Source organism: Gulosibacter sediminis, from assembly GCF_023370115.1.
Taxonomy (GTDB): Bacteria; Actinomycetota; Actinomycetes; order Actinomycetales; family Microbacteriaceae; genus Gulosibacter; species Gulosibacter sediminis_A.
This window is the reverse complement of record NZ_CP097160.1, coordinates 769,040-789,620: the sequence shown is the minus strand read 5'-3', so window position 1 is coordinate 789,620 and position 20,581 is coordinate 769,040. Positions and strand designations below refer to the sequence as shown.

General features: G+C 66.8%; 22 protein-coding genes. 6 read left to right on the top strand and 16 right to left on the bottom strand.

From position 1 onward, the window contains the following. Positions 1-166 precede the first annotated feature (166 nt). Positions 167-826 carry a phosphate signaling complex protein PhoU gene (gene phoU, locus M3M28_RS03525; RefSeq protein WP_249387462.1) on the top strand — a complete coding sequence of 220 codons (660 nt, stop codon included), beginning with the start codon at positions 167-169 and terminating at the stop codon, positions 824-826. A 67-nt stretch (positions 827-893) separates the two neighbouring features. On the opposite strand, the gene M3M28_RS03520 is transcribed toward phoU, so the two are convergent. The 7 genes from M3M28_RS03520 to M3M28_RS03490 form a co-directional block, all read right to left on the bottom strand. Beyond that, positions 894-1,649, bottom strand: a complete 756-nt coding sequence (locus M3M28_RS03520; RefSeq protein ID WP_249387461.1) for a phosphoglyceromutase — start codon at positions 1,647-1,649, stop codon at positions 894-896. Positions 1,650-1,667: 18 nt separating this feature from the next. Further along, complete coding sequence (locus M3M28_RS03515; protein ID WP_249387460.1) at positions 1,668-2,285, bottom strand: response regulator transcription factor; 618 nt, start codon at positions 2,283-2,285, stop codon at positions 1,668-1,670. Continuing rightward, positions 2,282-3,379, bottom strand: coding sequence for a sensor histidine kinase (locus M3M28_RS03510; protein WP_249387459.1), 1,098 nt, complete (start codon positions 3,377-3,379; stop codon positions 2,282-2,284). The genes M3M28_RS03515 and M3M28_RS03510 overlap by 4 nt, the downstream gene beginning before the upstream one ends. Before the next feature lie 25 nt (positions 3,380-3,404). Beyond that, on the bottom strand, positions 3,405-4,232 hold the full coding sequence (locus M3M28_RS03505) for an ABC transporter permease (RefSeq protein WP_249387458.1): 828 nt from the start codon (positions 4,230-4,232) through the stop codon (positions 3,405-3,407). A gap of 9 nt (positions 4,233-4,241) precedes the next feature. Further along, on the bottom strand, positions 4,242-5,177 hold the full coding sequence (locus tag M3M28_RS03500) for an ABC transporter ATP-binding protein (RefSeq protein WP_249387457.1): 936 nt from the start codon (positions 5,175-5,177) through the stop codon (positions 4,242-4,244). Between the two features lie 89 nt (positions 5,178-5,266). Continuing rightward, positions 5,267-6,328 carry a CAF17-like 4Fe-4S cluster assembly/insertion protein YgfZ gene (ygfZ, locus tag M3M28_RS03495; RefSeq protein WP_249387456.1) on the bottom strand — a complete coding sequence of 354 codons (1,062 nt, stop codon included), beginning with the start codon at positions 6,326-6,328 and terminating at the stop codon, positions 5,267-5,269. After that, positions 6,325-6,948 (bottom strand): heme-binding beta-barrel domain-containing protein, encoded by a 624-nt coding sequence (locus tag M3M28_RS03490; RefSeq protein ID WP_249387455.1) that lies wholly within the window; start codon positions 6,946-6,948, stop codon positions 6,325-6,327. Before M3M28_RS03490 ends, ygfZ begins: the two co-directional genes overlap by 4 nt. A 236-nt stretch (positions 6,949-7,184) precedes the next feature. On the opposite strand from M3M28_RS03490, the gene M3M28_RS03485 reads away from it, so the two are divergent. From M3M28_RS03485 to M3M28_RS03470, 4 genes are all read left to right on the top strand, one after another. Next, the gene (locus M3M28_RS03485) at positions 7,185-7,766 is read left to right on the top strand and encodes a hypothetical protein (protein WP_249387454.1); all 582 of its coding nucleotides are present in this window, start codon (positions 7,185-7,187) and stop codon (positions 7,764-7,766) included. Positions 7,767-7,882: 116 nt separating this feature from the next. After that, the gene (locus M3M28_RS03480) at positions 7,883-8,554 is read left to right on the top strand and encodes a hypothetical protein (RefSeq protein WP_249387453.1); all 672 of its coding nucleotides are present in this window, start codon (positions 7,883-7,885) and stop codon (positions 8,552-8,554) included. A gap of 260 nt (positions 8,555-8,814) precedes the next feature. Continuing rightward, entirely contained in the window at positions 8,815-9,069 is a 255-nt protein-coding gene (locus tag M3M28_RS03475; protein WP_249387452.1) for a hypothetical protein, read from the top strand. Between the two features lie 29 nt (positions 9,070-9,098). Beyond that, entirely contained in the window at positions 9,099-11,159 is a 2,061-nt protein-coding gene (locus M3M28_RS03470; RefSeq protein ID WP_249387451.1) for a M3 family metallopeptidase, read from the top strand. On the opposite strand, the gene M3M28_RS03465 is transcribed toward M3M28_RS03470, so the two are convergent. The 6 genes from M3M28_RS03465 to clpX all read right to left on the bottom strand — a co-directional run bounded on the left by M3M28_RS03465 (position 11,156) and on the right by clpX (position 15,825). Beyond that, on the bottom strand, positions 11,156-11,692 hold the full coding sequence (locus tag M3M28_RS03465) for a hypothetical protein (RefSeq protein WP_249387450.1): 537 nt from the start codon (positions 11,690-11,692) through the stop codon (positions 11,156-11,158). The two genes, M3M28_RS03470 and M3M28_RS03465, sit on opposite strands and share 4 nt — an antisense overlap. A 17-nt stretch (positions 11,693-11,709) precedes the next feature. Next, positions 11,710-12,294, bottom strand: a complete 585-nt coding sequence (locus M3M28_RS03460) for a hypothetical protein (RefSeq protein WP_249387449.1) — start codon at positions 12,292-12,294, stop codon at positions 11,710-11,712. A gap of 56 nt (positions 12,295-12,350) precedes the next feature. Continuing rightward, entirely contained in the window at positions 12,351-12,989 is a 639-nt protein-coding gene (locus M3M28_RS03455) for a lipoprotein LpqH (protein WP_249387448.1), read from the bottom strand. A gap of 42 nt (positions 12,990-13,031) precedes the next feature. Further along, entirely contained in the window at positions 13,032-13,646 is a 615-nt protein-coding gene (locus tag M3M28_RS03450) for a hypothetical protein (protein ID WP_249387447.1), read from the bottom strand. A gap of 167 nt (positions 13,647-13,813) precedes the next feature. Further along, on the bottom strand, positions 13,814-14,452 hold the full coding sequence (locus M3M28_RS03445; protein WP_249387446.1) for a lipoprotein LpqH: 639 nt from the start codon (positions 14,450-14,452) through the stop codon (positions 13,814-13,816). 83 nt (positions 14,453-14,535) lie between these two features. Then, entirely contained in the window at positions 14,536-15,825 is a 1,290-nt protein-coding gene (clpX, locus tag M3M28_RS03440) for an ATP-dependent Clp protease ATP-binding subunit ClpX (RefSeq protein WP_249387445.1), read from the bottom strand. A 576-nt stretch (positions 15,826-16,401) separates the two neighbouring features. Between clpX and M3M28_RS03435 the strand changes: the two genes are divergently transcribed. Next, positions 16,402-17,283: a DUF1684 domain-containing protein gene (locus tag M3M28_RS03435; RefSeq protein ID WP_249387444.1), complete on the top strand. Its 882-nt coding sequence runs from the start codon at positions 16,402-16,404 to the stop codon at positions 17,281-17,283. Between the two features lie 357 nt (positions 17,284-17,640). On the opposite strand, the gene M3M28_RS03430 is transcribed toward M3M28_RS03435, so the two are convergent. From M3M28_RS03430 to tig, 3 genes are all read right to left on the bottom strand, one after another. Continuing rightward, positions 17,641-18,267: an ATP-dependent Clp protease proteolytic subunit gene (locus tag M3M28_RS03430; protein WP_249387977.1), complete on the bottom strand. Its 627-nt coding sequence runs from the start codon at positions 18,265-18,267 to the stop codon at positions 17,641-17,643. Positions 18,268-18,328: 61 nt separating this feature from the next. Beyond that, entirely contained in the window at positions 18,329-18,946 is a 618-nt protein-coding gene (locus tag M3M28_RS03425; protein WP_125107407.1) for an ATP-dependent Clp protease proteolytic subunit, read from the bottom strand. A 166-nt stretch (positions 18,947-19,112) separates the two neighbouring features. After that, positions 19,113-20,480, bottom strand: coding sequence for a trigger factor (tig, locus tag M3M28_RS03420; protein ID WP_249387443.1), 1,368 nt, complete (start codon positions 20,478-20,480; stop codon positions 19,113-19,115). Positions 20,481-20,581 lie beyond the last annotated feature (101 nt).

Genomic DNA, 20,581 nt, shown 5'->3' with positions numbered 1-20,581 from the left:
GGAGCCGTCGGTTTCCTCGCCCCTGAGTTCGTCAATCATCGGTTTGGCGCGTGCTGTTCACCGCCACGTCACCGGAAACCACTAGCTTGGAGAATGAACCCCGAGTTCATCGGCCCTTCTTTTTGGCACAAGCCCACTAAGTTCCACTTCCATCGAAGGACAGACCATGCGTGAAATTTTCCAGCAAGAGCTCGCCCAGGTGCAGGGCGGCCTCGTCAACATTGCCAACCACGTGCAGTCGGCCATGACTCGTGCCCTCGCCTCGTTCGCGCACTCTGACGTCGCAGTTGCTGACGAGGTCATCGGTGATGACCTTAAGATCGACGAGCAGACCGCGCAGCTCGACGACCTCACCCTCGAGATCCTGCTCATGCAGGCACCGGTCGCGAACGACCTCCGCTTCATCGTCTCGACGATGCGCATGAGCGGCTCCCTCGAGCGCATGGGCGACCTCGCCGCGCACATCGCGCAGCTCGCCCGCATGCGCTACCCCGAGGAGTCGGGTGCGTCGCAGGTGCGTCAGCACCTCCTCGAGATGGGTGCGCTCGACGTCGCGCAGGCCGAGCGTCTCGTTCGTCTCTTCGAGACTGAGGAGCCCCGCCTCATCGACGAGATCGTCGCGGCAGACGACGAGATCGATGCAAAGCACAAGCAGGTGCTCGACACCCTCGGCGAGCTTGAACAGGACGGTAACCAGGAGGCCTCGCCGACCCAGGTCGTCGACGCGACCCTCGCGAACCGCTACCTCGAGCGCTTCTCCGACCACGCCGTCTCGATCGCCAAGCGCATCCGCTACCAGCAGGAGGGCACCGAGCAGGAGGCCTAGGCCCGCTCGACGCCAACGAAGAACGGCCCGCTTCCACTCGGAGGCGGGCCGTTCTTCGTTGGGCTCGCTACTTCTGGGCGCCCTGGTTTGCGACGGCGGCGGCACCCGCGGCGGCGGCCTCCGGGTCAAGGTAGGCGGCAGGGGCGACGGGCTGCAGCGTCTCGGGGTCGAGCTGGTAGACGAGCGGGATGCCGGTGGGGATGTTCAGCCCTGCGATCTCGTCGTCCGAGATGCCGTCGAGGTGCTTCACGAGCGCGCGCAGCGAGTTACCGTGCGCCGCGACGAGCACCGTCTTACCGGCCTTGAGGTCGCCCGCGATGTCGGACTCCCAGAAGGGCAAAAGTCGCTCGAGCACGTCCTTGAGGCACTCGGTGCGGGGCGCGTCGTCGCCAAGGGCGGCGTAGCGGCGGTCGCCGATCTGCGAGAACTCATTGTCGTCGGCGATGGCGGGCGGCGGCGTGTCGTACGAGCGACGCCAGGTCATGAACTGCTCCTCGCCGAACTCATCGCGCACCTGCGCCTTGTTCTTGCCCTGCAGCGCGCCGTAGTGGCGCTCGTTGAGACGCCAGTCGCGCTTCACCGGAATCCAGTTAAAGCCGGCCTCCTTCAGCGCGATGTTCGCGGTCTCGATGGCGCGCGTGAGCAGCGAGGTGTAGAGGATGTCGGGAGCGAGCTCGGCGTCGCGGATCAGCTCGCCGGCGCGCTTGGCCTCCGCGCGACCCTGATCCGTGAGGTCGACATCGACCCAGCCGGTGAAGAGATTCTTTTCATTCCAGTCACTCTGACCGTGGCGGACGAGGATGAGCGTGAGCGGTGCGTTCATGCCTTCAGCGTAGCGAGGTCACGTGTCCAATAACCATCCACGGTCCCGAGCAATCCGCGCGGCCTCGGCACGGTTGCCGGCGCCGGTCTTACCGATGGCCGCCGAGAGATGATTTCGCACCGTGCCGGCCGAAAGATGCACCCGCGAGGCGACCTCTCGCACGCTCGCACCGTCGGCCGCCGCGGCCAGCACTTCGGCCTCGCGTGGGCTGAGCGGGCTCTCCCCCACCCCCATTGATTCGGCCGCGAGCACGGGGTCGACGACGCGGCGCCCCGCCGCGACCTCGCGGATCGTCTTTGCGAGCTCCTCGGCCGGGGTGTCTTTCACGACGAAGCCGCGCGCACCGGCCGCCATCGCACGGCGAAGGTAGCCCGGGCGGCCGAACGTCGTGACGATGAGGGCCCGGCACGACGAGCCCGAGCTCGTGAGCTCGGCCGCAACGTCGATGCCGTTGCGGCCGGGCATCTCGATGTCGAGCAGCGCCACGTCGACGTCGTGCTCGGCCACGAGCGCCGCCACCTCGTCCCCGCGGCCGGTCTGCGCGACGATCTCGAGGTCCTCCTCGAGCCCGAGCAGGGCCGCGAGCGCCCCGCGGATGAGGTCCTGGTCGTCGGCGATAAGGATGCGGATGCTCATGACTCGTACTCCACGATGAGTTGGGTGCCGGGGCGCTCGAGCGCGGCGTTCGCGGGCCGCAGGCGCAGGGTGGCCCCAGCATCCTCAATGCGCCGACGCAGCCCGGTCAGCCCGTGGCCCTCCTCGGCGCAGATGCCACGACCGTCGTCGGCAACCTCGAGGCGGTCGGGCTCGAGGGCGATCATCACGTTCGCGGCCTGGGCGTGGCGCACGACGTTCGTCGTTCCCTCGCGCAGGGCCCAGGCAAACAGCGCCCGGCGCGACGCGGGCACCCGTTCGCTCGCACCCCGCACCTCGACGTGAATCTCGGCCGCCTCGAGCACTTCGCGCGCCGCGGCGAGCTGCGATGTCAGGTCGGGGGTGCTCATGCGCCCCACGACGCCGCGCACCTCCTCGAGCGAGCGCTGCGTGAGCTGCAAAAGCTCCTCCAGCTCGGCCTCGGCGCGATCCGGGTCGGCACGCAACAAGCGCCGAGCCACCTGCGCCTTGAGCGACACGGCCGTGAGCGAGTGGCCGAGCAGGTCGTGCACATCGCGCGCGATCTCCTCGCGTTCGCGCGCCGTCGCGAGCTCGGTCGCGAGCGACTCCTCGCGGGCCGCGCGTTCGTTGAAAAAACGGAAGAAGCAGATGAACAGGAGCGCCATGGTCGGGCCGATCCAGACGCTGGCCATGTCAGTGCCGAGGTAGAGCCAGATGAACCCCATCGACACGCACCACCACGCTACCGCCGCGAACATCGCGAGGCCCATCGGCAAGGCCCACATCCACACCGCCGCGAGGAACGGCATCATCGCCGTCGCGTTCGGGCCGAGCGACGGCAGCGTGAGGGCGACGCAGCCGAGCAGCAGCACCGTGCCGATGCTCGCCAAGCCGAGGTTGGGGCGAGCACCGGCGACGATCGACGGCATGTCGCGCGCGATCATGCATCGAAAGACCGCGATGTAGATCACCGAGAACGCGGCGATGGCGAGGTAGGCTGCGACGTCCCACCACACGCCGGCGTCGGAATAGAGCGCGACGAACAGCACCGGGAGGAGCAGGAAGACCAGCCATACCCCGGCGTAGAGGTCTTCGTATCGCAGGATTCGCTTCACAGTGCCATCAGCCTAGAGGCTGGAGTCAGCGACGGCTCGTGCCGCGGCGCGCCCCGAGCGCGGCCAGACCGGCGAAGATGAGGCCCCACACCACAACGTTGGTGATCGGCTGCCACAGCTCGTACTGCGTGAGGGCGTCGGCGCTCAGCACCGTTCCCTCTTGCAGCGGCCACAGGGCGAGCTGCATGACGCCCCAGACCGGAGTGAACGGCGAGAGGTCGAAGAGGAAGCCCGACAGCGGCATGAACGCGTTCCCGAGGAACATGAAGATCACGATCATGCCGCTCGCGGCGCCCACGGCCGTCTCGCTGCGAAACAGCGTGCCGATCGCGAGCCCGTAGAGCGAGAACACGATGGCGGGCACGAGCACGAGCACGCCGCACGCGACCCAGATCCAGCCGTCAAGCCGTGCCGTCGTGAGAGCACCGGCGAGGAAGATGACGCCGACCGGCAGCAGCGCGAGCACCATCGCCACGATCGTCTTTGAGATAAGGAAGTGCGTGCCGCGGAACGGGGTGATACCGAGCTGGCGTCCCCAGCCTTGCTGCAGCTCAATCGCGGCCGAGCCGGCCAGCCCTGCGGTGGCCGTGATCGCGCCGTAGGAGGCGAACGACACCATGATCGACGCCGACACGTTGCCGTTGCCATTCGGGAGTTCGGTGGTCGAATACTCCTGCATGGCGCCGAAGATGAGGAAGAGCATGAGCGGCAGGCCGACCATGAACACGAGATTTGAGACCTGGCGGAGCTGGCGCACGAGCTCGATGCGCACATACGTGCCGATCATGTTGGTGCTAGCCACCTTGGCGCTATCGCGGGGTGTGGCGGCGGGGGCGGTGGCAGTTGCAGACATCTCTGGCTCCTACTTGGTCGTGGCCGGCGTGCGGTCGGTCGAGGTGAGCGCGCTGAAGGCATCGTCGAGGCTGGCCGCAACGATTTCGAGGTCGGATGCGGCGGTCTCGGTGAGGAGGTAGCGCGCGGTCGCGTCCGCGTCGCCCGACTCGAAGGTGATGCGCTCGCCGGTGCGGCGCAGCACCCGCTCGGCGCCCGCGACCCGCGCGAGCTCGTCATCGCGCGCATCCGCCCACCTGGCCGACACGTGCTTGCGGCCCGCGAGGGCGCGGATCTCGGAGACGCTGCCGTCAGCGACAATCTCGCCACCGGCCATCATGACGATGCGCTGGGCGAACTCGTCGGCCTCCTGCAGGTAGTGCGTCGCGAAGATGATCGTGCGGCCCTCGAGCGCCTCCTTGCGCATGGTGCCCCAGAAATCACGGCGGGCGTTGACGTCCATGCCCGAGGTCGGCTCGTCGAGAATGAGCAGTTCGGGCTCCGAGAGCAGCGACAGCGCGAAACGCAGCCGCTGCTGCTCGCCGCCGGAGCACTTCGCGACCGTGCGATTCGCGAGCCGATCGAGACCCGTTCGGCGCATCACCTCGTCCACGTCGAGGTGGTGGCGGTAGGTGCTCGCGATGAGCTGCACCGTCTCGCCAACCTTGAGGTCGCGCAGCAGGCCACCGGTCTGCAGCACAGCCGAGATGCGGCCGTTCGCGACCGCCTGCTCGGCCGTGCCGCCAAGCACGCGCACCTCGCCCGAAGTGGGCGGGGTGAGACCGAGCACCATGTCGAGCGTCGTGGTCTTTCCGGCGCCGTTCGCGCCGAGCAGCGCGACGATCTCGCCGCGCTCAATGGAGAGGTCGATGCCTCGGACGGCGCGGACCGTTTCGGTGCCGACGCGGAAGGATTTCGTGACGCCCGTGAGTTGCAGTGCGGTGCCTGAGCTGCGTTCGGTGTTCATGCCACCAGCATGCGTCGCGAGGCAACGCTCGGGCTCGCTGAAGCGTCACGACTTCGCCGTGACATTCGTCACAGCGTTCGTGGGCTTAGCTAGCGGCCGCGGAAGGCGCTGAGGTCGACCGTGCTGCCGGCGCCCTGGGGCACAATCACGGTCTGCGCCGCCGCGATGCGCGCGTCGTCGCCGTCGGCGACCTCGAGCTGCGCGTCGACGTCGGTGCCGCGCTTCACGATCGCGAGCGCGATCGGGCCGTCCTCGAAGTGATTCGCGCTCGACGTCACGCGGCCGACCGGCTTGTCATTGCCGGGCACGTACACGAGGGCGCCCGGCTGGGCGAGCGTGCCGTCGAGGTCGAGCTGCACGAGACGCCGCGGCGGGTGGCCGAGGTTGTGCACCTTCGCGACCGTCTCCTGGCCGCGGTAGCAGCCCTTCGTCAGGTGCACGGCGCTGCGCAGCAGGTCGAGCTCGTGGGGCAGCACGCGGTCGTCGAACTCGCGGCCCTCGCGCGGTCGCCACGCGGCGATGCGCAGCGCCTCAAGCGCGTCCACGCCGGCGAGCTGCTCGGCCTGCGCGGCGGCACGGTAGGCGTCGGCCTCGAGCAAGTGCAGCTGCAGGGTGTATGCAGTGCCGGGGTGAGTGCCGGTCGCGGCGTAGGTCACGCCGCCGATCGCGCCCTGCGCCCACGGGTCGCGCCACACGAGGGTGGCCCCGAGGTCGCGGTCGGCCAGGGTTCCGACCGGGAAGATGTCGTCGCTGCGGTCGAGCACCTCGACGCGCATCATGAATCGCATCTTCGTGAACCAGGCGGCCAAGTCGGCGGCCGCGGCAGTCTCGGTGATGAGCCAGGCGCTGCTGCCGTCGTCGAGCATCCCAAATTCGTGCTCGATGCGACCCTGCGCCGAGAGGAGCAGGTTGTCTGCACTCACGCCATCGGCGAGGTTGACGACGTGCTGGCTCGTGAGCGAGTTAATCAAGGTGAGGCGGTCGGCGCCGCGCACCTCGACGACGCCGAGGTGGCCGAGGTCGACGATGGCTTCGCCGGCCGCGAGCGCACGCTGCTCGGGCAGCGGCTGACCGTAGTGCGCCGCGACGCCGACGTCGGGGCCGGACTCAACGGCGACCGCGCCGGCGCGGTCGAGGAAGGGGGAGGTCACGATTCGTCCGATTCGTTCGAAACTCGGCTGAGCTGGCCGGATGCGTGAGTCGCGAGCTCCTGCCCGAGCGCCGCGATGTCCCACGCCCAGAACAGCATGTTGTTGACGAGGCCGTACATGCGCGTCGCGGACTCGTAGGCGTGCGCGCCCTCGGCGAGCTGCACCGAGCACGTCGCGAGGTCGATGCGCGGGCCAGCGATGGTGCCGGTGTAGATCTCGGTGAGGCCGGTCGGATGCGCCAGCGTCACCTCGAGGTCGAAGCCGCCCGTCGCATTGCGGAGCGCCTCGACGTCGTCAACGCCCTGCACCGGAGCGTCGCCAGACGGCGGTAGGATGCCCGGGCCGACGTCGCCGTCGGTGCGCGGACGCGCAAGTCGCCAGTAGCCGGACTCGGCCGTGAGCGGGGTCTCTTCGCCCGACTCGTCGTCGAGCAGCCACAGCTGCGAGCGATACTCGAGGAACGGCAGCTCGCGGTGGGTGAATTCGAGTTGCTGGCGGAACGCGTGTTCGCGGAGCTGCCCGTCGACCGAGTATTCGATCATGCCGGTGCCCTCCCAGGTGCCAATCACCCAGGCCAGCGGAACCAGTTCGGGTTGCAGCCCGACCGGAATCTCGATCATTTGGTTTAGCTCTGGCCCTTGAAGAGGCGGCGGAGCACGACGACGCTGACGCCCAGGATGCCGATAACCGCAGCGCTGAGCAGACCCAGGAAGAGAATCTCGAAGAACATTTCCATGCCCCTAGCCTATCGGGTGTTTCCGCGCCGGGGCGACGGTTACTCGCCTGTGGATAAGTCGGACCTCCGATTGCTGAAGTTTCGTACCCTCAGCGAGTTGCTTCATTTTGAGGAGGGCGGATGCGCACACCAGGTTCACCCCGCGGGGTCCGGCACGCCGCCGCGCTGCTCGCGGCCGCATCGATGCTCGCGCTGACCGGATGCGCCGGGGGCGGCGACGCGGCCCCGACCGGCACCGCTGCGCAAGAAACGTCGGCGGCTGCACCTACCCCAACGGCCACCGAACTGACCGAGGCCGAGGCCCTCGACATCGCGGTCGCGACCTACGAGGAGTACTTGGCCGCCGAACGTGAAGTGATTGCTTCGGGTGGCGACAAAACTGACGCGTTTGAGTCACTGACCACAGAGAACATGCAGGACTACTTCGACCAACTGGTCCAGCTTGCGGCATCTGACAATTTCACTGTTGAGGGTGACCTCTCGGTCGCGAACGCAGAAGTCCAACAATACAAAGACGACGAAATCACCGTGTACGTGTGTATCGATCTTGCGGATAGCCAGGTCTATGACGGCACCGGTGTCGAATATGGCGAAGAACGATCCGGCGTCATTCAACCTGCAGAGGTTCGCGTTGTGAATCTCACTGACACCCCACAGATTGACGCACAGAAGCTATGGCCCGAACTCGATCTCTGTCAGTAGCGGTTCTTTTCGGATTCCTCGTTAGCCTGATCGCTCCTCAGGCTGTGGCAGCGGCCCCGAGTTGTGACTCGTCGTCGCCCTGGTTGACCACATGCGCTGATAGTGACGGGGCCTCGGTGGACGTCTCCATCGACTACTCGCAGGGCAGCGGTGGCTCGGGTGGATCCGGTGGCGGCTCCAGCGGTGGAGGATCCGGCGACTCCGGCGGCGGCACGTCGTATGTGCCGGAGGGTCCCTGTGTGAACGGCACCGCCGAGGAGCGCTGCTTGGACGGCCTCGACTTCGGCGACCCCGCCCCGGCCGATAACAACACATCGGGCCCGGCGCCGTTGCCCGATGTGATCCAGGTGACCGACCTCGCGAACGTCACCCCGGCGCAGGCGCAGCTCTTCATGGAGCCCAACGGTTGGGCAATCCTCGGCCAGCCGGTGAATTTCTGGACCACCGCATCCGCCCATTCGGTTGGGGCGACGGTGCTCGGGCATGAGGTCACCGTCACCTTCACGCCCGTCTCGACCACGTACGACTACGGTGATGGCACCTCACAGACCCTCGAGACGCCGGGCTCGTCGTGGGCTGACCAGGGACTCCCAGAGCTCAGCGACACCCACACGAGTCATCGCTACGACAGCAAGGATCCCGTCACCGTCGTCGCGACCATCAACTACTCGGCCACCGTCACCACCGACGGGCGCACGATCACCGTTAACGGCACCGTGCAGAACCTCACCGGCACGCTCTCGTTCGACCTCTACGAGTCCGACACGTATCTCTCGGCGAACCCGTAGCGCAGGGAGGCGGAAACGAGAGAACCGGGTGGCGGCGTTCCCCCTGAACACCACCACCCGGCGATTCCCTCCCCAGGGTCCCGGCAAGAAGTACCGGGAGTGCCACGGCTAGCGCGGCACAAACTCAATCTATGAGGAACACCGTCCAGGCACCATCACCCGCTTCGCCTATCCTCGTGTACAACTCACTGATGACTTCTGCGACGCAGGCCAAGTTGTCGCCCAAGTACGTCACATTTCGTCGCCAAATCGGAGGCAGCATGCAGATCGGCACCCGTTGGGCGGTCGGTTCTCCGGCCCCGAGTAGCATCCCGGCTGCGGTGGCCGAAGCCTGCACGAAGTTCGAGTCCGATGGCGACTTCGCCGGCGACTGGACCCTCACGTGGCTCGAGGGGCGCGCGGTCGCAACCCACACATCCGGGCTGCGCGTGCTCGAACGCGAGGATGGCACCGCCGCGACGCTCGCGCCGGGCGAATCCGAGTTCGACCTCGACGACGACGACTGGCTCAGTTAACCCAGACTGCGACGCGTAGGGTGAGGCGCATGACTGCCGCGCTCTCGCCTGAGAATCCGTTCGCCGCCCCTTCGCCGCTCCCCTACGAGCTCCCCGACTTCGAGCAAATCCTGCCGGAACACTTCGCGCCGGCCATCGATCAGGGTTTCCGCGACCGCGAGGCAGCGATCGACGCGATCACGAGCAACGCCGAGGCCGCGACCTTCGCCAACACGCTCGAGGCGCTCGAGGCCTCAGGCGAACTGCTGTGGCGCGCAGGCTCGGTGCTGTTCGCCCTCGCCTCGTCCGACGCAACCCCCGAAATTGAGGCACTCGAAGAGGAGTACGCCCCCAAGTTCGCGGCGCACGAAGACCGCATCCACCTCAACAGCGCCCTCTACGCCCGGGTGCACGAGCTCTACGAGCAGCGTGACTCGCTCGGCCTCCGCGACGACCAACTCAAGCTGCTCGAGGACTACGACCTCCAGTTCCGCCTCGCCGGTGCCAACCTCGGCGACGCCGACAAGGAACGCCTCGCTGAACTCAACCAGCGCGAGGCGCGCCTGCAGTCGCAGTTCGTGCGGCAGCTGCTCGCCGACACGAACGAACTCGCGGTCGTCGTCGACGACGAGGCCGAACTCGACGGCCTCGACCCGGCCGACAAGGCCTCTGCGCTCGAGGCCGCGACGGCCGCGGGGCTCGAGGGCAAGTACCGCATCACACTGACGCTGCCGGTCGGCCACGCCTGGCTCGCGAAGCTCACCAACCGGGCCCTGCGCGAGCGCATCTACCGCGCGTCCCGCAGCCGCGGCGCCCGCGATAACGGCAACAACAACTCGGCGATCGTGCGCGAGCTGCTGCAGCTGCGTGCGGAGAAGGCGACGCTGCTCGGCTTCGACACCTACGCCGACCTGCGCCTCGCCAACTCCACCGCGGGGTCGAAGGATGCGGTCAACGAACGCCTCGCACGCCTCGGCCGCGCGGTCGCCCCGAGCGTCGAACGCGAGCAGGCGAAGCTGCAGGAACTCGCCGGCGACACCCCGATCGAGCCGTGGGACTGGGCCTTCTACGCCGAGCGCGTGCGCCAGCGCGACTTCGACGTCGACGAGACCGCCCTGCGACCCTACTTCGAGGCGGGCCGCGTGCTCGTGGAGGGCGTGTTCCGCGCCGCGAACCTGCTCTACGGCATCACCTTCCGCGAGCGCGAGGATCTCGTCGGGCACCACCCCGATGCTCGCGTCTTCGAGGTGTTCGACGAGGACAGCAGCGGCCTCGGCCTCTACATCGTCGACTTCTACGCCCGCGACGTGAAGCGTGGCGGCGCGTGGATGTCGACCTACCTGCAGCAGAACGAACTGTTCGGGCACAAGACGGTCGACTTCAACATCCTCAACGTCACGAAGCCGCCGGTGGGCTCGCCGACGCTGCTCACCTTCGACGAGGTCGAGACGCTCTTCCACGAGTTCGGCCACGCACTGCACGGGCTCCTCGCGCACACCGTGTACCCGGCGCAGTCGGGCACCGAGGTGAAGCGCGACTTCGTCGAGTTCCCGAGCCAGGTCAACGAGTCGTGGATGCTCCACCCGCAGATCCTGCCCGGTTACGCACAACACTTCGAGACCGGCGAGACCCTGCCCGAAGAGATCGCGGGCAAGCTTCGGGCCGCCGCGACCTTCAACCAGGGCTTCCTCACCGCCGAGAACGTCGCCGCAAGCACGCTCGACCAGGCGCTGCATCAGCTGTCGCCCGACCAGGCCGCGAACGTCGGCGACCTCGCCGAGTTCGAGCAGCGCGTGCTCGCCGATGCTGGCCTCGATTTCACCGCAGTGCCGCCGCGCTACTCAATCACGTACTTCCAGCACATCTTCGGCGGCGGCTACGCGGCGTCGTACTACGGCTACCTCTGGTCGGAGGTGTTCGACGCGGCCTCGGTCGACGTGTTCGAGCGCTCAGACGACCTCGCGGCCACCGGCCGCCGTTTCCGCGAGGCCGTGCTGCAGCCGGGCGGTTCGCGTGACGAGCTCTCGATGGTGCGCGACTTTCTCGGCGAAGACCCGAGCATCACGCCCCTGCTGCGCCGTCGGGCGCTGCTCGACGGCGAGGAAGCCTAGTTCCAGCTATCGCAGGTGAGGCGGACCTCGAAGTTGATCGGGGTCGCATACTCAAAGTCGGAGTACTGAAATGCTTGCCCCTTGACGACGACGCGGTCGCCCTCGAAAACCACCTTCCCCGGGTCCACCTTGGTGGGCATTCTCGAGGTCTCGGCCGACGAATACCAGAGGAAGTTGTCGTAGGAGTCGGAGCTCCCAGCTGCCTGCAACTGCTCGACGGCCCCGTCGTCGTCAATGCGGATCGAGATGTAGGGGTCCGCCGCGGAATTGGTGCTGCCATAGGCAAACACGGCATAGTACTCATTCGGCTGGCAGTCGACGTCCCAGTCGACGCCGCTCAGGTCGGGCCCGCCATCCCACGTCACGACCTCGCCCCACGCCGAAGTGAAGTCGATACCGACCTCGTACCAATTACCGTCGGTAGGGTCGATGTCGGCCTTAGCGCTGCTCTGCGGCGAGCATCCGGCCGTTGACAGCATGACGGCACTGGCTGCCGCGACCGTGCCGATCCCTTTGCCAAGCTTGCCTCGCATGCCGCATCCCCTCTTCGCTAGTTCGTGGTGTCGCAGGTGAGCGTGACGTCGTAGCTGATGGGTTTCGCGTAATCGAAATCGTCGTATTCGTACGTTTGGCCGGTGATCGTCACCTTGTCATCCTTGAAGTCGGGCCCCGACGTTTCGAGGGCAGTGGACTCGCCCTCGTGCTCGTTGACCCAGTACCAGTACCGCACCGTCGAAGTACCGTCGTCGGGCGCGAATTCGAAACGTTCGAACTTGCCCTCGGTATCGACGAGCACGTACAGGTAACCGCCGTTGTCATTCGAGGCGTTGACGCGGTACGTACCCGTCGCGTCAGGCGAGCAAATGACCTCCCACGACGTCTCCGTGACATCAGCACCGTCAAAGCTAATGGTGTCCGTGCCGTCGCTCTCGCCACCGCCATTCGACGAACTACTCGGCGTCGGGTCAGGTTCGGAAGTCTGAGTCGGTGTCGGGTCGGACTCGTCATTTCCCGGCAGCGCAAACGGGAGGTTGCTGCCGTCCGACTCCGGGCGTTCGGGCTCAGGGTCGTTCCCGCCGGGCTGCGTGCAGGCGGTCAGCGCCAGGAGCGATACCGACAGGACACCGATTGTCATCAGCGCGCGTCGCGTTCGTGAGTTCACTGCCACTCCCAAGAGAATTGCCGTGTCAGTTAGAGCTTCGAGTCGCAGGTGAGCTTGATCTCGAACTGGGCGAGGTTTGAAGTGTCGTAGTCAAGGAAGGCCTCGCCGCTCACCTCAAAGTCCATGCCCTCGAACGACACCTTGGGCGGGTCGCCCTCAGAGAGATCGCTCGAGTAATAGAGCGACGACCCCTCCACCGGCATCACCATGACGTAGTCGACGTTGCCGTCACTGTCGAGCGAGACGCTGACGCTGTTGTAGTCGGCCGAGTAGTCGGTGCCCTCAATGTCACTCGCCATCAGGTAGTCATCCATGCACGTGACGGTCCAGTTCGAGTCGGACAGGTCAACGTCGCCGTACTTCACGACCGAGGTGCCATCGCCGCCGCCGGAGCCTCCCGAGTCACCGGAGCTGTCCGAGTCACCGGAGCTGTCCGAGTCACTGTTCGAACCGGAGTCGCTGCCTGTGGTCTCGGTCGGCCCGGGATCAGTTGTCGTACTGCCGCCGCCGCTGGCTGGCAGGTCGAACGGCAAATTGCTGCCGTTCGATTCGGGCCGGTTCTCGTCAGCTTCGGGCGAGTCACCATTCGAAGTCGAGCAGCCGACGAGCAATGTCATCGCGGCCAGCGCGGCGATGACGCCGCTCACGTGTCGCAGGTTTGCTCGCATGGCATGCACCTCTCCTAGGGGTCTGTTCAAGTTACTTGCTCGCTAGAACGTCGAGTCGCACTTGAGCGTGATCTCGAAGTCCTCATACTCGGTGAACTCGTAGTCGACCGTACCTGTTCCGCTCGCCTGCAGTTCAACGCCGGGCGTGTAGCTCGCGGTGGCCGCAAGCTCCGGGTAGCCGCTGACGCCGTCCGAGTAGTACAGCGAGAAGTTCGTGTCAGAGTCGATCATGACGTAGTCAACGGAGCCATCTTCATTCAGTGAGACCGACACGCTGTGATAGTCATCGCCGTTCTCGCCGTCAAACACGTAGCCGTTGGCGTAGTCATCCGTGCATGAGACGTCCCAGTCTTTGTCAGAGAGGTCAACGTCGCCGTACTTGACGACGTTGCCCCCGCTCGAGCCGCTTGAGCCGCCCGTGTCGGCCGTGGCCTGCGGAGTGTCCTGCGTTGCCTCCGGCGCTTCGGCCGTGGGCGGCGGTTCGATGGGCGCCGGGGACGGCTCGGGTTCGGTCGTGGCCGACTCCTCGCCCCACACAAACGGGGGCGCGGGACGCGTCGAGCCGGCGTCGTTGCTGCTCGAGGAATCGCTGTCCCCCGCTTCGGGTGAGCTGGTGCTCGCGCAGGCCGTGAGGCCGAGAGCGGCAACCGGAATCATCGCGGCAGCAAACAAACTTTGCAGAAGTCGGTCGTTCCGAGGCACGATGACGTCCTTTCAGTGGGTAACTCGTGGCAGTGAACGCCACGAAAGCCAAATTACCGACTCGCCATTCGTGAGTCGTCGGCCTGTGGGCGGAGGCGATCGCCAACCATCGGCGCCGGCGCCTACGCCGATGCGCAGGTCACTGCGAACGAATAGATCGTATCGGCACTCGTGCCGGTGACGTCGGGCCCAAATTCGAGGCCACGACCGGTCGACGTCACAGTCGACGAGTCGATCTCGAGCGAGCCGCTCCCGTGGCCCGCGCCGGGGTTCACCGTGAGGCCGGTGTTCGTGTGCGAGCTGCCGCCCGCTTCGCCCGCCGACAGCGTGAGCGAGTTCAGCGACGAGGGCGATGAGCCGAGCAGCACGAGGGTGAGGTGCAGCTCGCCGTCGCTCGCCGACGCGATGATCGTCGGGTTCGCTTCGAGTCCTGAGCAGGAGACGTGCCAGTCGAGGTCGGTGTAGTCCTCGTCGCCAACTTCGAGGGTGGTGAGTTCGGATGCGCGCGGGCCGTCGTCGGCCGACTGCGTCGGCACGACCACCTCGGAGCCGTCGGTCGGCGCGGGCGCGGCCTCGCCACCAAACTCGCTCGTGTTCATCGGCGGCTCGGTGCTAGGTTCGTCAAGCGGCTGCGCCGACGGCGACGCCGAGCTACTCGGGGTGACGCCCGTCGCGGTGCAGCCAACGAGCAGCGCTCCCACGGCACACAGCGCCGCCGCCCCCAGCAGGGCGGTGGCTACGGAACGCTGGCGAAGCGGCATGAGTGGAGCTCCAGGCGGATTGCCGAACAGGTGCGACAAATTCTACCTGGCGCGCCGTCGCCGCGCGCCCCGCGTCGTGCCGGCTACGCTGACTTCTCGTTCGGAACGGCCTTCGGGGGCTTCGGCACGATGGTCGGGGCCGCGTTCTTGCGCACCACGTCGGCCGTGATCTCGACCGTGCCGACGTCCTCACGCGAAGGAATGTCGAACATGATCGGCCCGAGCACCTCCTCGAGGATCGCGCGCAGGCCGCGCGCGCCGGTCTTGCGCTCGACCGCGAGCGTCGCGATCTCACTCAGCGCCTCGTCGGTGAACTCGAGCTCGACGTCGTCGATCTCGAACATGCGCTTGTACTGCCGGACGAGCGCGTTGCGCGGCTCGGTGAGGATGCGCACGAGCGCGTCCTCGTCGAGCGGCTCGACGGTCGTGAGCACCGGGAGTCGGCCGATGAACTCGGGGATGAGCCCGAACTTGTGGAGGTCTTCCGGCTGCACGTCAGAGAAGACGTCCTCAGTAATGTGCGGCGTGTGCAGGGGCGAGCCGAAGCCGATGCCCTTCTTCCCCGCACGCGACGAGATGATGTCTTCAAGCCCGGCGAACGCGCCGGCGCAGATGAACAGCACGTTCGTCGTGTCGAGCTCGATGAACTCCTGCTGCGGGTGCTTGCGGCCACCCTGCGGCGGCACCGAAGCGGTTGTGCCCTCGAGGATCTTGAGCAGCGCCTGCTGCACGCCCTCGCCCGAAACGTCGCGGGTGATCGAGGGGTTCTCGGCCTTGCGCGCGATCTTGTCGATCTCGTCGATGTAGACGATGCCGGTCTCGGCGCGCTTCACGTCGTAGTCGGCGGCCTGAAGCAGCTTGAGGAGGATGTTCTCGACGTCCTCGCCCACGTAGCCGGCCTCGGTCAGCGAGGTCGCGTCGGCGACGGCGAACGGCACGTTGAGACGGCGCGCGAGCGACTGCGCGAGATAGGTCTTACCGGTGCCCGTGGGGCCGATGAGCAGGATGTTCGACTTCGCGATCTCGACGTGGTCGTCGGACTGCTGCTCGTCGACCGCGGCGATCTCGCCGCGCGAACGGATGCGCTTGTAGTGGTTGTAGACGGCCACCGACAGGGCGCGCTTCGCGGCTTCCTGACCAACGACGTACTGCTGCAGGAACTCGAAGATGTCGCGCGGCTTCGGCAGCTCGAGCTCCGAGACCTCCTCGCCAACTTCTTCGCTCATCCGCTCGCGGATGATCTCGTTGCACAGTTCAACGCATTCGTCGCAGATGTAGACGCCAGGGCCAGCAATGAGCTGCTTGACCTGCTTCTGGCTTTTTCCGCAGAACGAACACTTGAGCAGGTCGCTGCTCTCACCGATTCGTGCCATGAGTTCCTCCCAACGCGGTGCGACCCAGCCTAACGCGAGCACCCGACAAAGCCGAGAGCGACGCACGCGAGGTTACGTTCGCCTACCGCGAGCAAACTCCCCCGAGGGTGCTAGACGTACGTGGATGGGTCGAGGCCGAGCCTGCGCCGGAAGATCGCGGTGCCCGCCCACTGCAAGCCAGCGATGCCGAGCAGCACGCTGCTATGGATGCTCGTTCTCTGCGATGTTCCACCCTGTCCGGTGCCGGCGGTACGGACCACGGCGACCACCCGACGTGGACCAATACGAGAGCTGCCCCGTGTAATTCTGGAAGTCGACGAAGTCGCTCGGGAACGAGCCCCCGTAAGCCAGGTGGTCAGAGCTCTTGGCGACCGACTGCTTAGCCATCGCGCGTCACTCCCCCGCGCCTCCTGCCCATCGCCCGAAGCGGACGAGCGCCCGCGCGTATTACCGAGCGTGACGCATCGTGACGTCGGGCGCTCGCCGGGTGCAAATTCCGGCGGCCGCCCGGCGCATACTGGCCCTAGTTCCGGCCGCTGCACACCCACCCGCGGCCTACGAGGCAGGAGCACGACGATGACGCAGACCACGCCGACGACACCGAGACCGAGCGACGAGACGGCCTTCGCGAACGACTGGCGCGAGTGGCGCGCGTCCCGCGAGCAGAACCTGCGTGACCCGAAGGGCTTCCTCGCAATCACGAGCCTGCTCTGGCTCGGCGAGGAGCCCATCTCGGCGTCGGATGCGCCCGGCGCCTGGACTTCCATCGACGACATCGTGCGCGTCAGCCTCGCCGACGGCGAGTGGCTCGAGCTCGACGGCGAGCGCATCACCGGCGAGTACGAGTTTGCGCCGATCCCCGAGCGCGGCGGCGTGCTCGTGCGATTCGACGGCGGCTGGATCGAGGTTGCGAAGCGCGGCGGCTTCGACATCATCCGCCCCCGCCGCGACGAGGCGAGCTTCCTCGACACCTACACGCAGACCCCGGCCTACGAACCCGACGCCCAGTGGCGCCTCGACGCGACCTTCCTGCCGTTCGACGAGCCCCGGCCCGTCACGGTCGACGGCGCGGTCGACACGATCCAGCACGTCTACGACTCCCCCGGTGAGCTCGAGTTCACCGTCGATGGCGAGGCGCACCGCCTGCTCGCCTTCCCGGGCCGCGACGACGGCCTGCTCGTGCTGTTCAAGGATGCGACGAGCGGCGTGACCACCTACGGCGCGCTGCGCTCGCTCGCAGTGGGCGCACCCGACGCCGACGGCCACACCCAGCTCGACTTCAACCGCGCGAGCAACCTGCCCTGCGCCTACACCGACTTGGCGACCTGCCCACTGCCGCCCGCCGAGAACCGCCTCGACTTTGCAGTCGAGGCCGGCGAGCGGACACCGCTCGAGCGCAACCACGCCGCACCGACTGAGATCGGCCTCGAACTCGTCGACGCCGCTCCCGCCTCCTAGCAGCACTAGCGCACTCGGCACCGGGTGCCGGCCGCCTGACGTTCGACGCCTGCCTCGGCGCGGGCTTCGCCACGGTGCTCGATTCCTCCGTCATTGCCTTCGTTGCCCCGGTGGCGCCGGCATCATCAGCGCGCATGGCCGCCGCGAACTGGGGCGCCGCGATCTACCTGCGGCACGGCGCGAAGTCGGTCGCGGCCGGCCTGGCAACGCAGGTGCACAGCATCTGCGGGTGGCCTCGCGCTCGCGCTCATCGTTTGTCTCGTAGCCACCCTCATAGCAGCGATCGCCTCACTGTCGCCGGCGCTGGTGGCGCCGGAACAGTGAGGCGATCGTGCGTGTGGTGACCGGGGCGTCGAACTAGTCGACGATCACCGGCTGCGCGCCCTTACGGCTCGTCAGCACCTGGTCGATGAGGCCGTACTCGAGGGCCTCATTCGCCGAGAGGATCTTGTCGCGCTCGATGTCGCTCGAGATCGACTCCTGGTCCTTGCCCGAGTGCTTCGCGAGGGCCTCTTCGAGCCACTGGCGCATGCGCAGCACCTCGTTGGCCTGGATCTCGATGTCCGAGGCCTGGCCCTGGCCCTGGCCGCTGACGGCGGGCTGGTGAATGAGCACACGCGCGTTCGGCAGCGCGAGGCGCTTGCCCGGCTGGCCGGCGGCGAGCAGCACGGCGGCGGCCGAGGCTGCCTGGCCGAGGCACACGGTCTGCACCTCGGGGCGGATGTACTGCATCGTGTCGTAAATCGCGGTCATGGCCGTGAACGAGCCACCGGGCGAGTTGATGTACATGGTGATGTCGCGGTCCGGGTCCTGCGACTCGAGCACGAGCAGCTGCGCCATGACGTCGTCGGCCGAGGCGTCATCGATCTGCACGCCGAGGAACACGATGCGGTCCTCGAAGAGCTTCGCGTACGGGTCCTGGCGCTTGAAGCCGTAGGCCGTGCGCTCCTCGAAGTTCGGCAGGATGTAGCGCGAGCTCGGCATGTTGTCGGCTGCGCCGGATGCGGGGTAATTGAACACTTTGGTAGTCCTTCTTCCTTCGCGCCTAGTTCTCGTCGCCCGGCTTGGAGGCTTCGCCCGGGTCGCTCGAGATGCGACGGTCGGTGCCGCCACCGCCGACGACCGAGGTGGCCGTCTCGGAGATGTGGTCGACGAAGCCGTACTCGAGGGCCTCTTCTGCGGTGAACCAGCGGTCGCGGTCACCGTCTTCGTTGATCTGCTCGACGGTCTTGCCGGTGCGCTTCGCCGTGATCTCGGCGAGGCGCTGCTTCATGTCGAGGATCAGTTGCGCCTGGCGCTGGATGTCCGACGAGGTGCCACCGAAGCCGCCGAGCGGCTGGTGCAGCAGCACGCGGGTATTCGGGGTGATGTAGCGCTTGCCCTCGGCACCGGCGGTCAGCAGCAGCTGGCCCATCGACGCGGCCATGCCCAGGCCGACCGTGACGACGTCGTTCGGCACGAGCTGCATGGTGTCGTAGATCGCCATGCCCGCGGTGACCGAGCCACCCGGCGAGTTGATGTAGAGGTAGATGTCGCGCTCCGGGTCTTCCGCCGAAAGCAGCAGCATCTTTGCGCAAATTTCGTTCGCGTTGTCGTCTCGAACGTCTTCGCCCAACCAGATGATGCGGTCCTTCAGGAGTCGGTCGAAGACACTATTCGGCATTTGCAGTTCAGCCACGGATGCTTCTCCTTCGTAGGTCTCCTGGAAAACCTAGCCGAGGCGACCTTGAGGATTCGCACCTGTTCGCCGTGGGCGTGGACGAGCATCCGTGGCCGGAAACGGCGGCGCCGGGCCGGTCACAATGACCGGCCCGGCGCACGTGCGGGAACTACTTGCTTTCGTCAGTAGCCTCGGCGGTTTCGGCCTCGACCTCAGCGTCGGCTTCGGACTCAGCTTCGGCCTGCTTCTCGCGGGCCTGCTTCACGACGGCGGTGTACTCCGAGATGTCGACCGCGTTGCCGGCGGCGTCAACGACCTCGGCGTCCTCGAGCACGTAGAGGATCGCCTTCGAGCGAGCAACCTCGCCGATGATCTGCGGCATCTGGTTGTTCTGCTGCAGCACCTCGACGTACTGCTGGGGAGCCATGCCGTACTGCGAGGCCTGCTGGAACAGGAACTCCGTGAACTCGTTCTGCTCGACCTCGACCGACTCGGCCTTGATGATCTCGTCGAGAATCACCTGCTGCTGGAACGACTTCTGCGCCGACTCGCGCACCTCTTCGCCGTGCTTGTCGTCGGGCTGGAGGCCTTCTGCCTCGAGGTGGCGGGCCACCTCTTCCTCGATCATCTGCTCGGGAACGGGCACCTCGGTCGACTCGATGAGCGCGTCGATCGCCTTGGCGCGGGCCTGCTCGACCTGGGCAAAGGTCTTCTTCTTCGCGGCCTGCTCGCGCAGGTCGTCACGAAGCTCGTCGACGGTGTCGAACTCGCTCGCGAGCTGGGCGAAGTCGTCGTCCACCTCGGGAAGCTCGCGCTCCTTGACCGAGGTCACAGTGACCGAGATCTCGGCGGTCTCGCCGGCGCGGTCGCCACCGAGGAGGGTCGAGTTAAAGGTGGTGTCCTCACCGGCGGTCAGGGTAAGCAGGGCTTCGTCGGTGCCCTCGAGCAGCTCGCCCGAGCCGACCTCGTGCGACAGGCCGGTGGCCTCGTCGACGATCTCGCCGTCGATCTTCGCGACGAGGTCGATGATGGCGAAGTCGCCGTTCTCGATCGGGCGGTCGACGGTCTTCAGGGTGCCGAAGCGCTCGCGCAGGGTGGTGAGCTCCGCCTCGACATCCTCGTCGGCGACCTCAGCGGTGTCGACCTCGATCTTGAGGCCCTTGTACTCGCCGAGTTCAACCTCGGGGCGCACGTCGACCTCAACGGTGACGACGAGGTCGCCCGAGAAGTCCTTGAGGTCAGGGGTGTCGGCGACGTCGGCCTCCGGACGGCCGAGCGGCAGCAGGCCCGACTCGTTGAGGGCGCGCTGGTAGAAGGTGTCGAGACCATCGTTGATCGCCTGGTCGACGACGACCTCGCGGCCGACGCGCTGGTCGATGATCTGGTTCGGCACCTTGCCCTTGCGGAAGCCGGGGATCTGAACCTGGTTCGCGATGGCCCGGTAGGCCCCATCGAGGTAGGGCTTGAAGTCCTCCGGCGTCACGTTGATCGTGAGCTTGGCGTGGGTCGGGTTGATCTTGTCGACCGTGGTCTTCACGTGCGAATTCTCCTGCGGATAGATGGAGGCCGAACGAGCGGCCAGAGCGTGGTGATGGCGCCGAACCCGAAGTCGAGTCACGTTACGGCACACAAACAGCG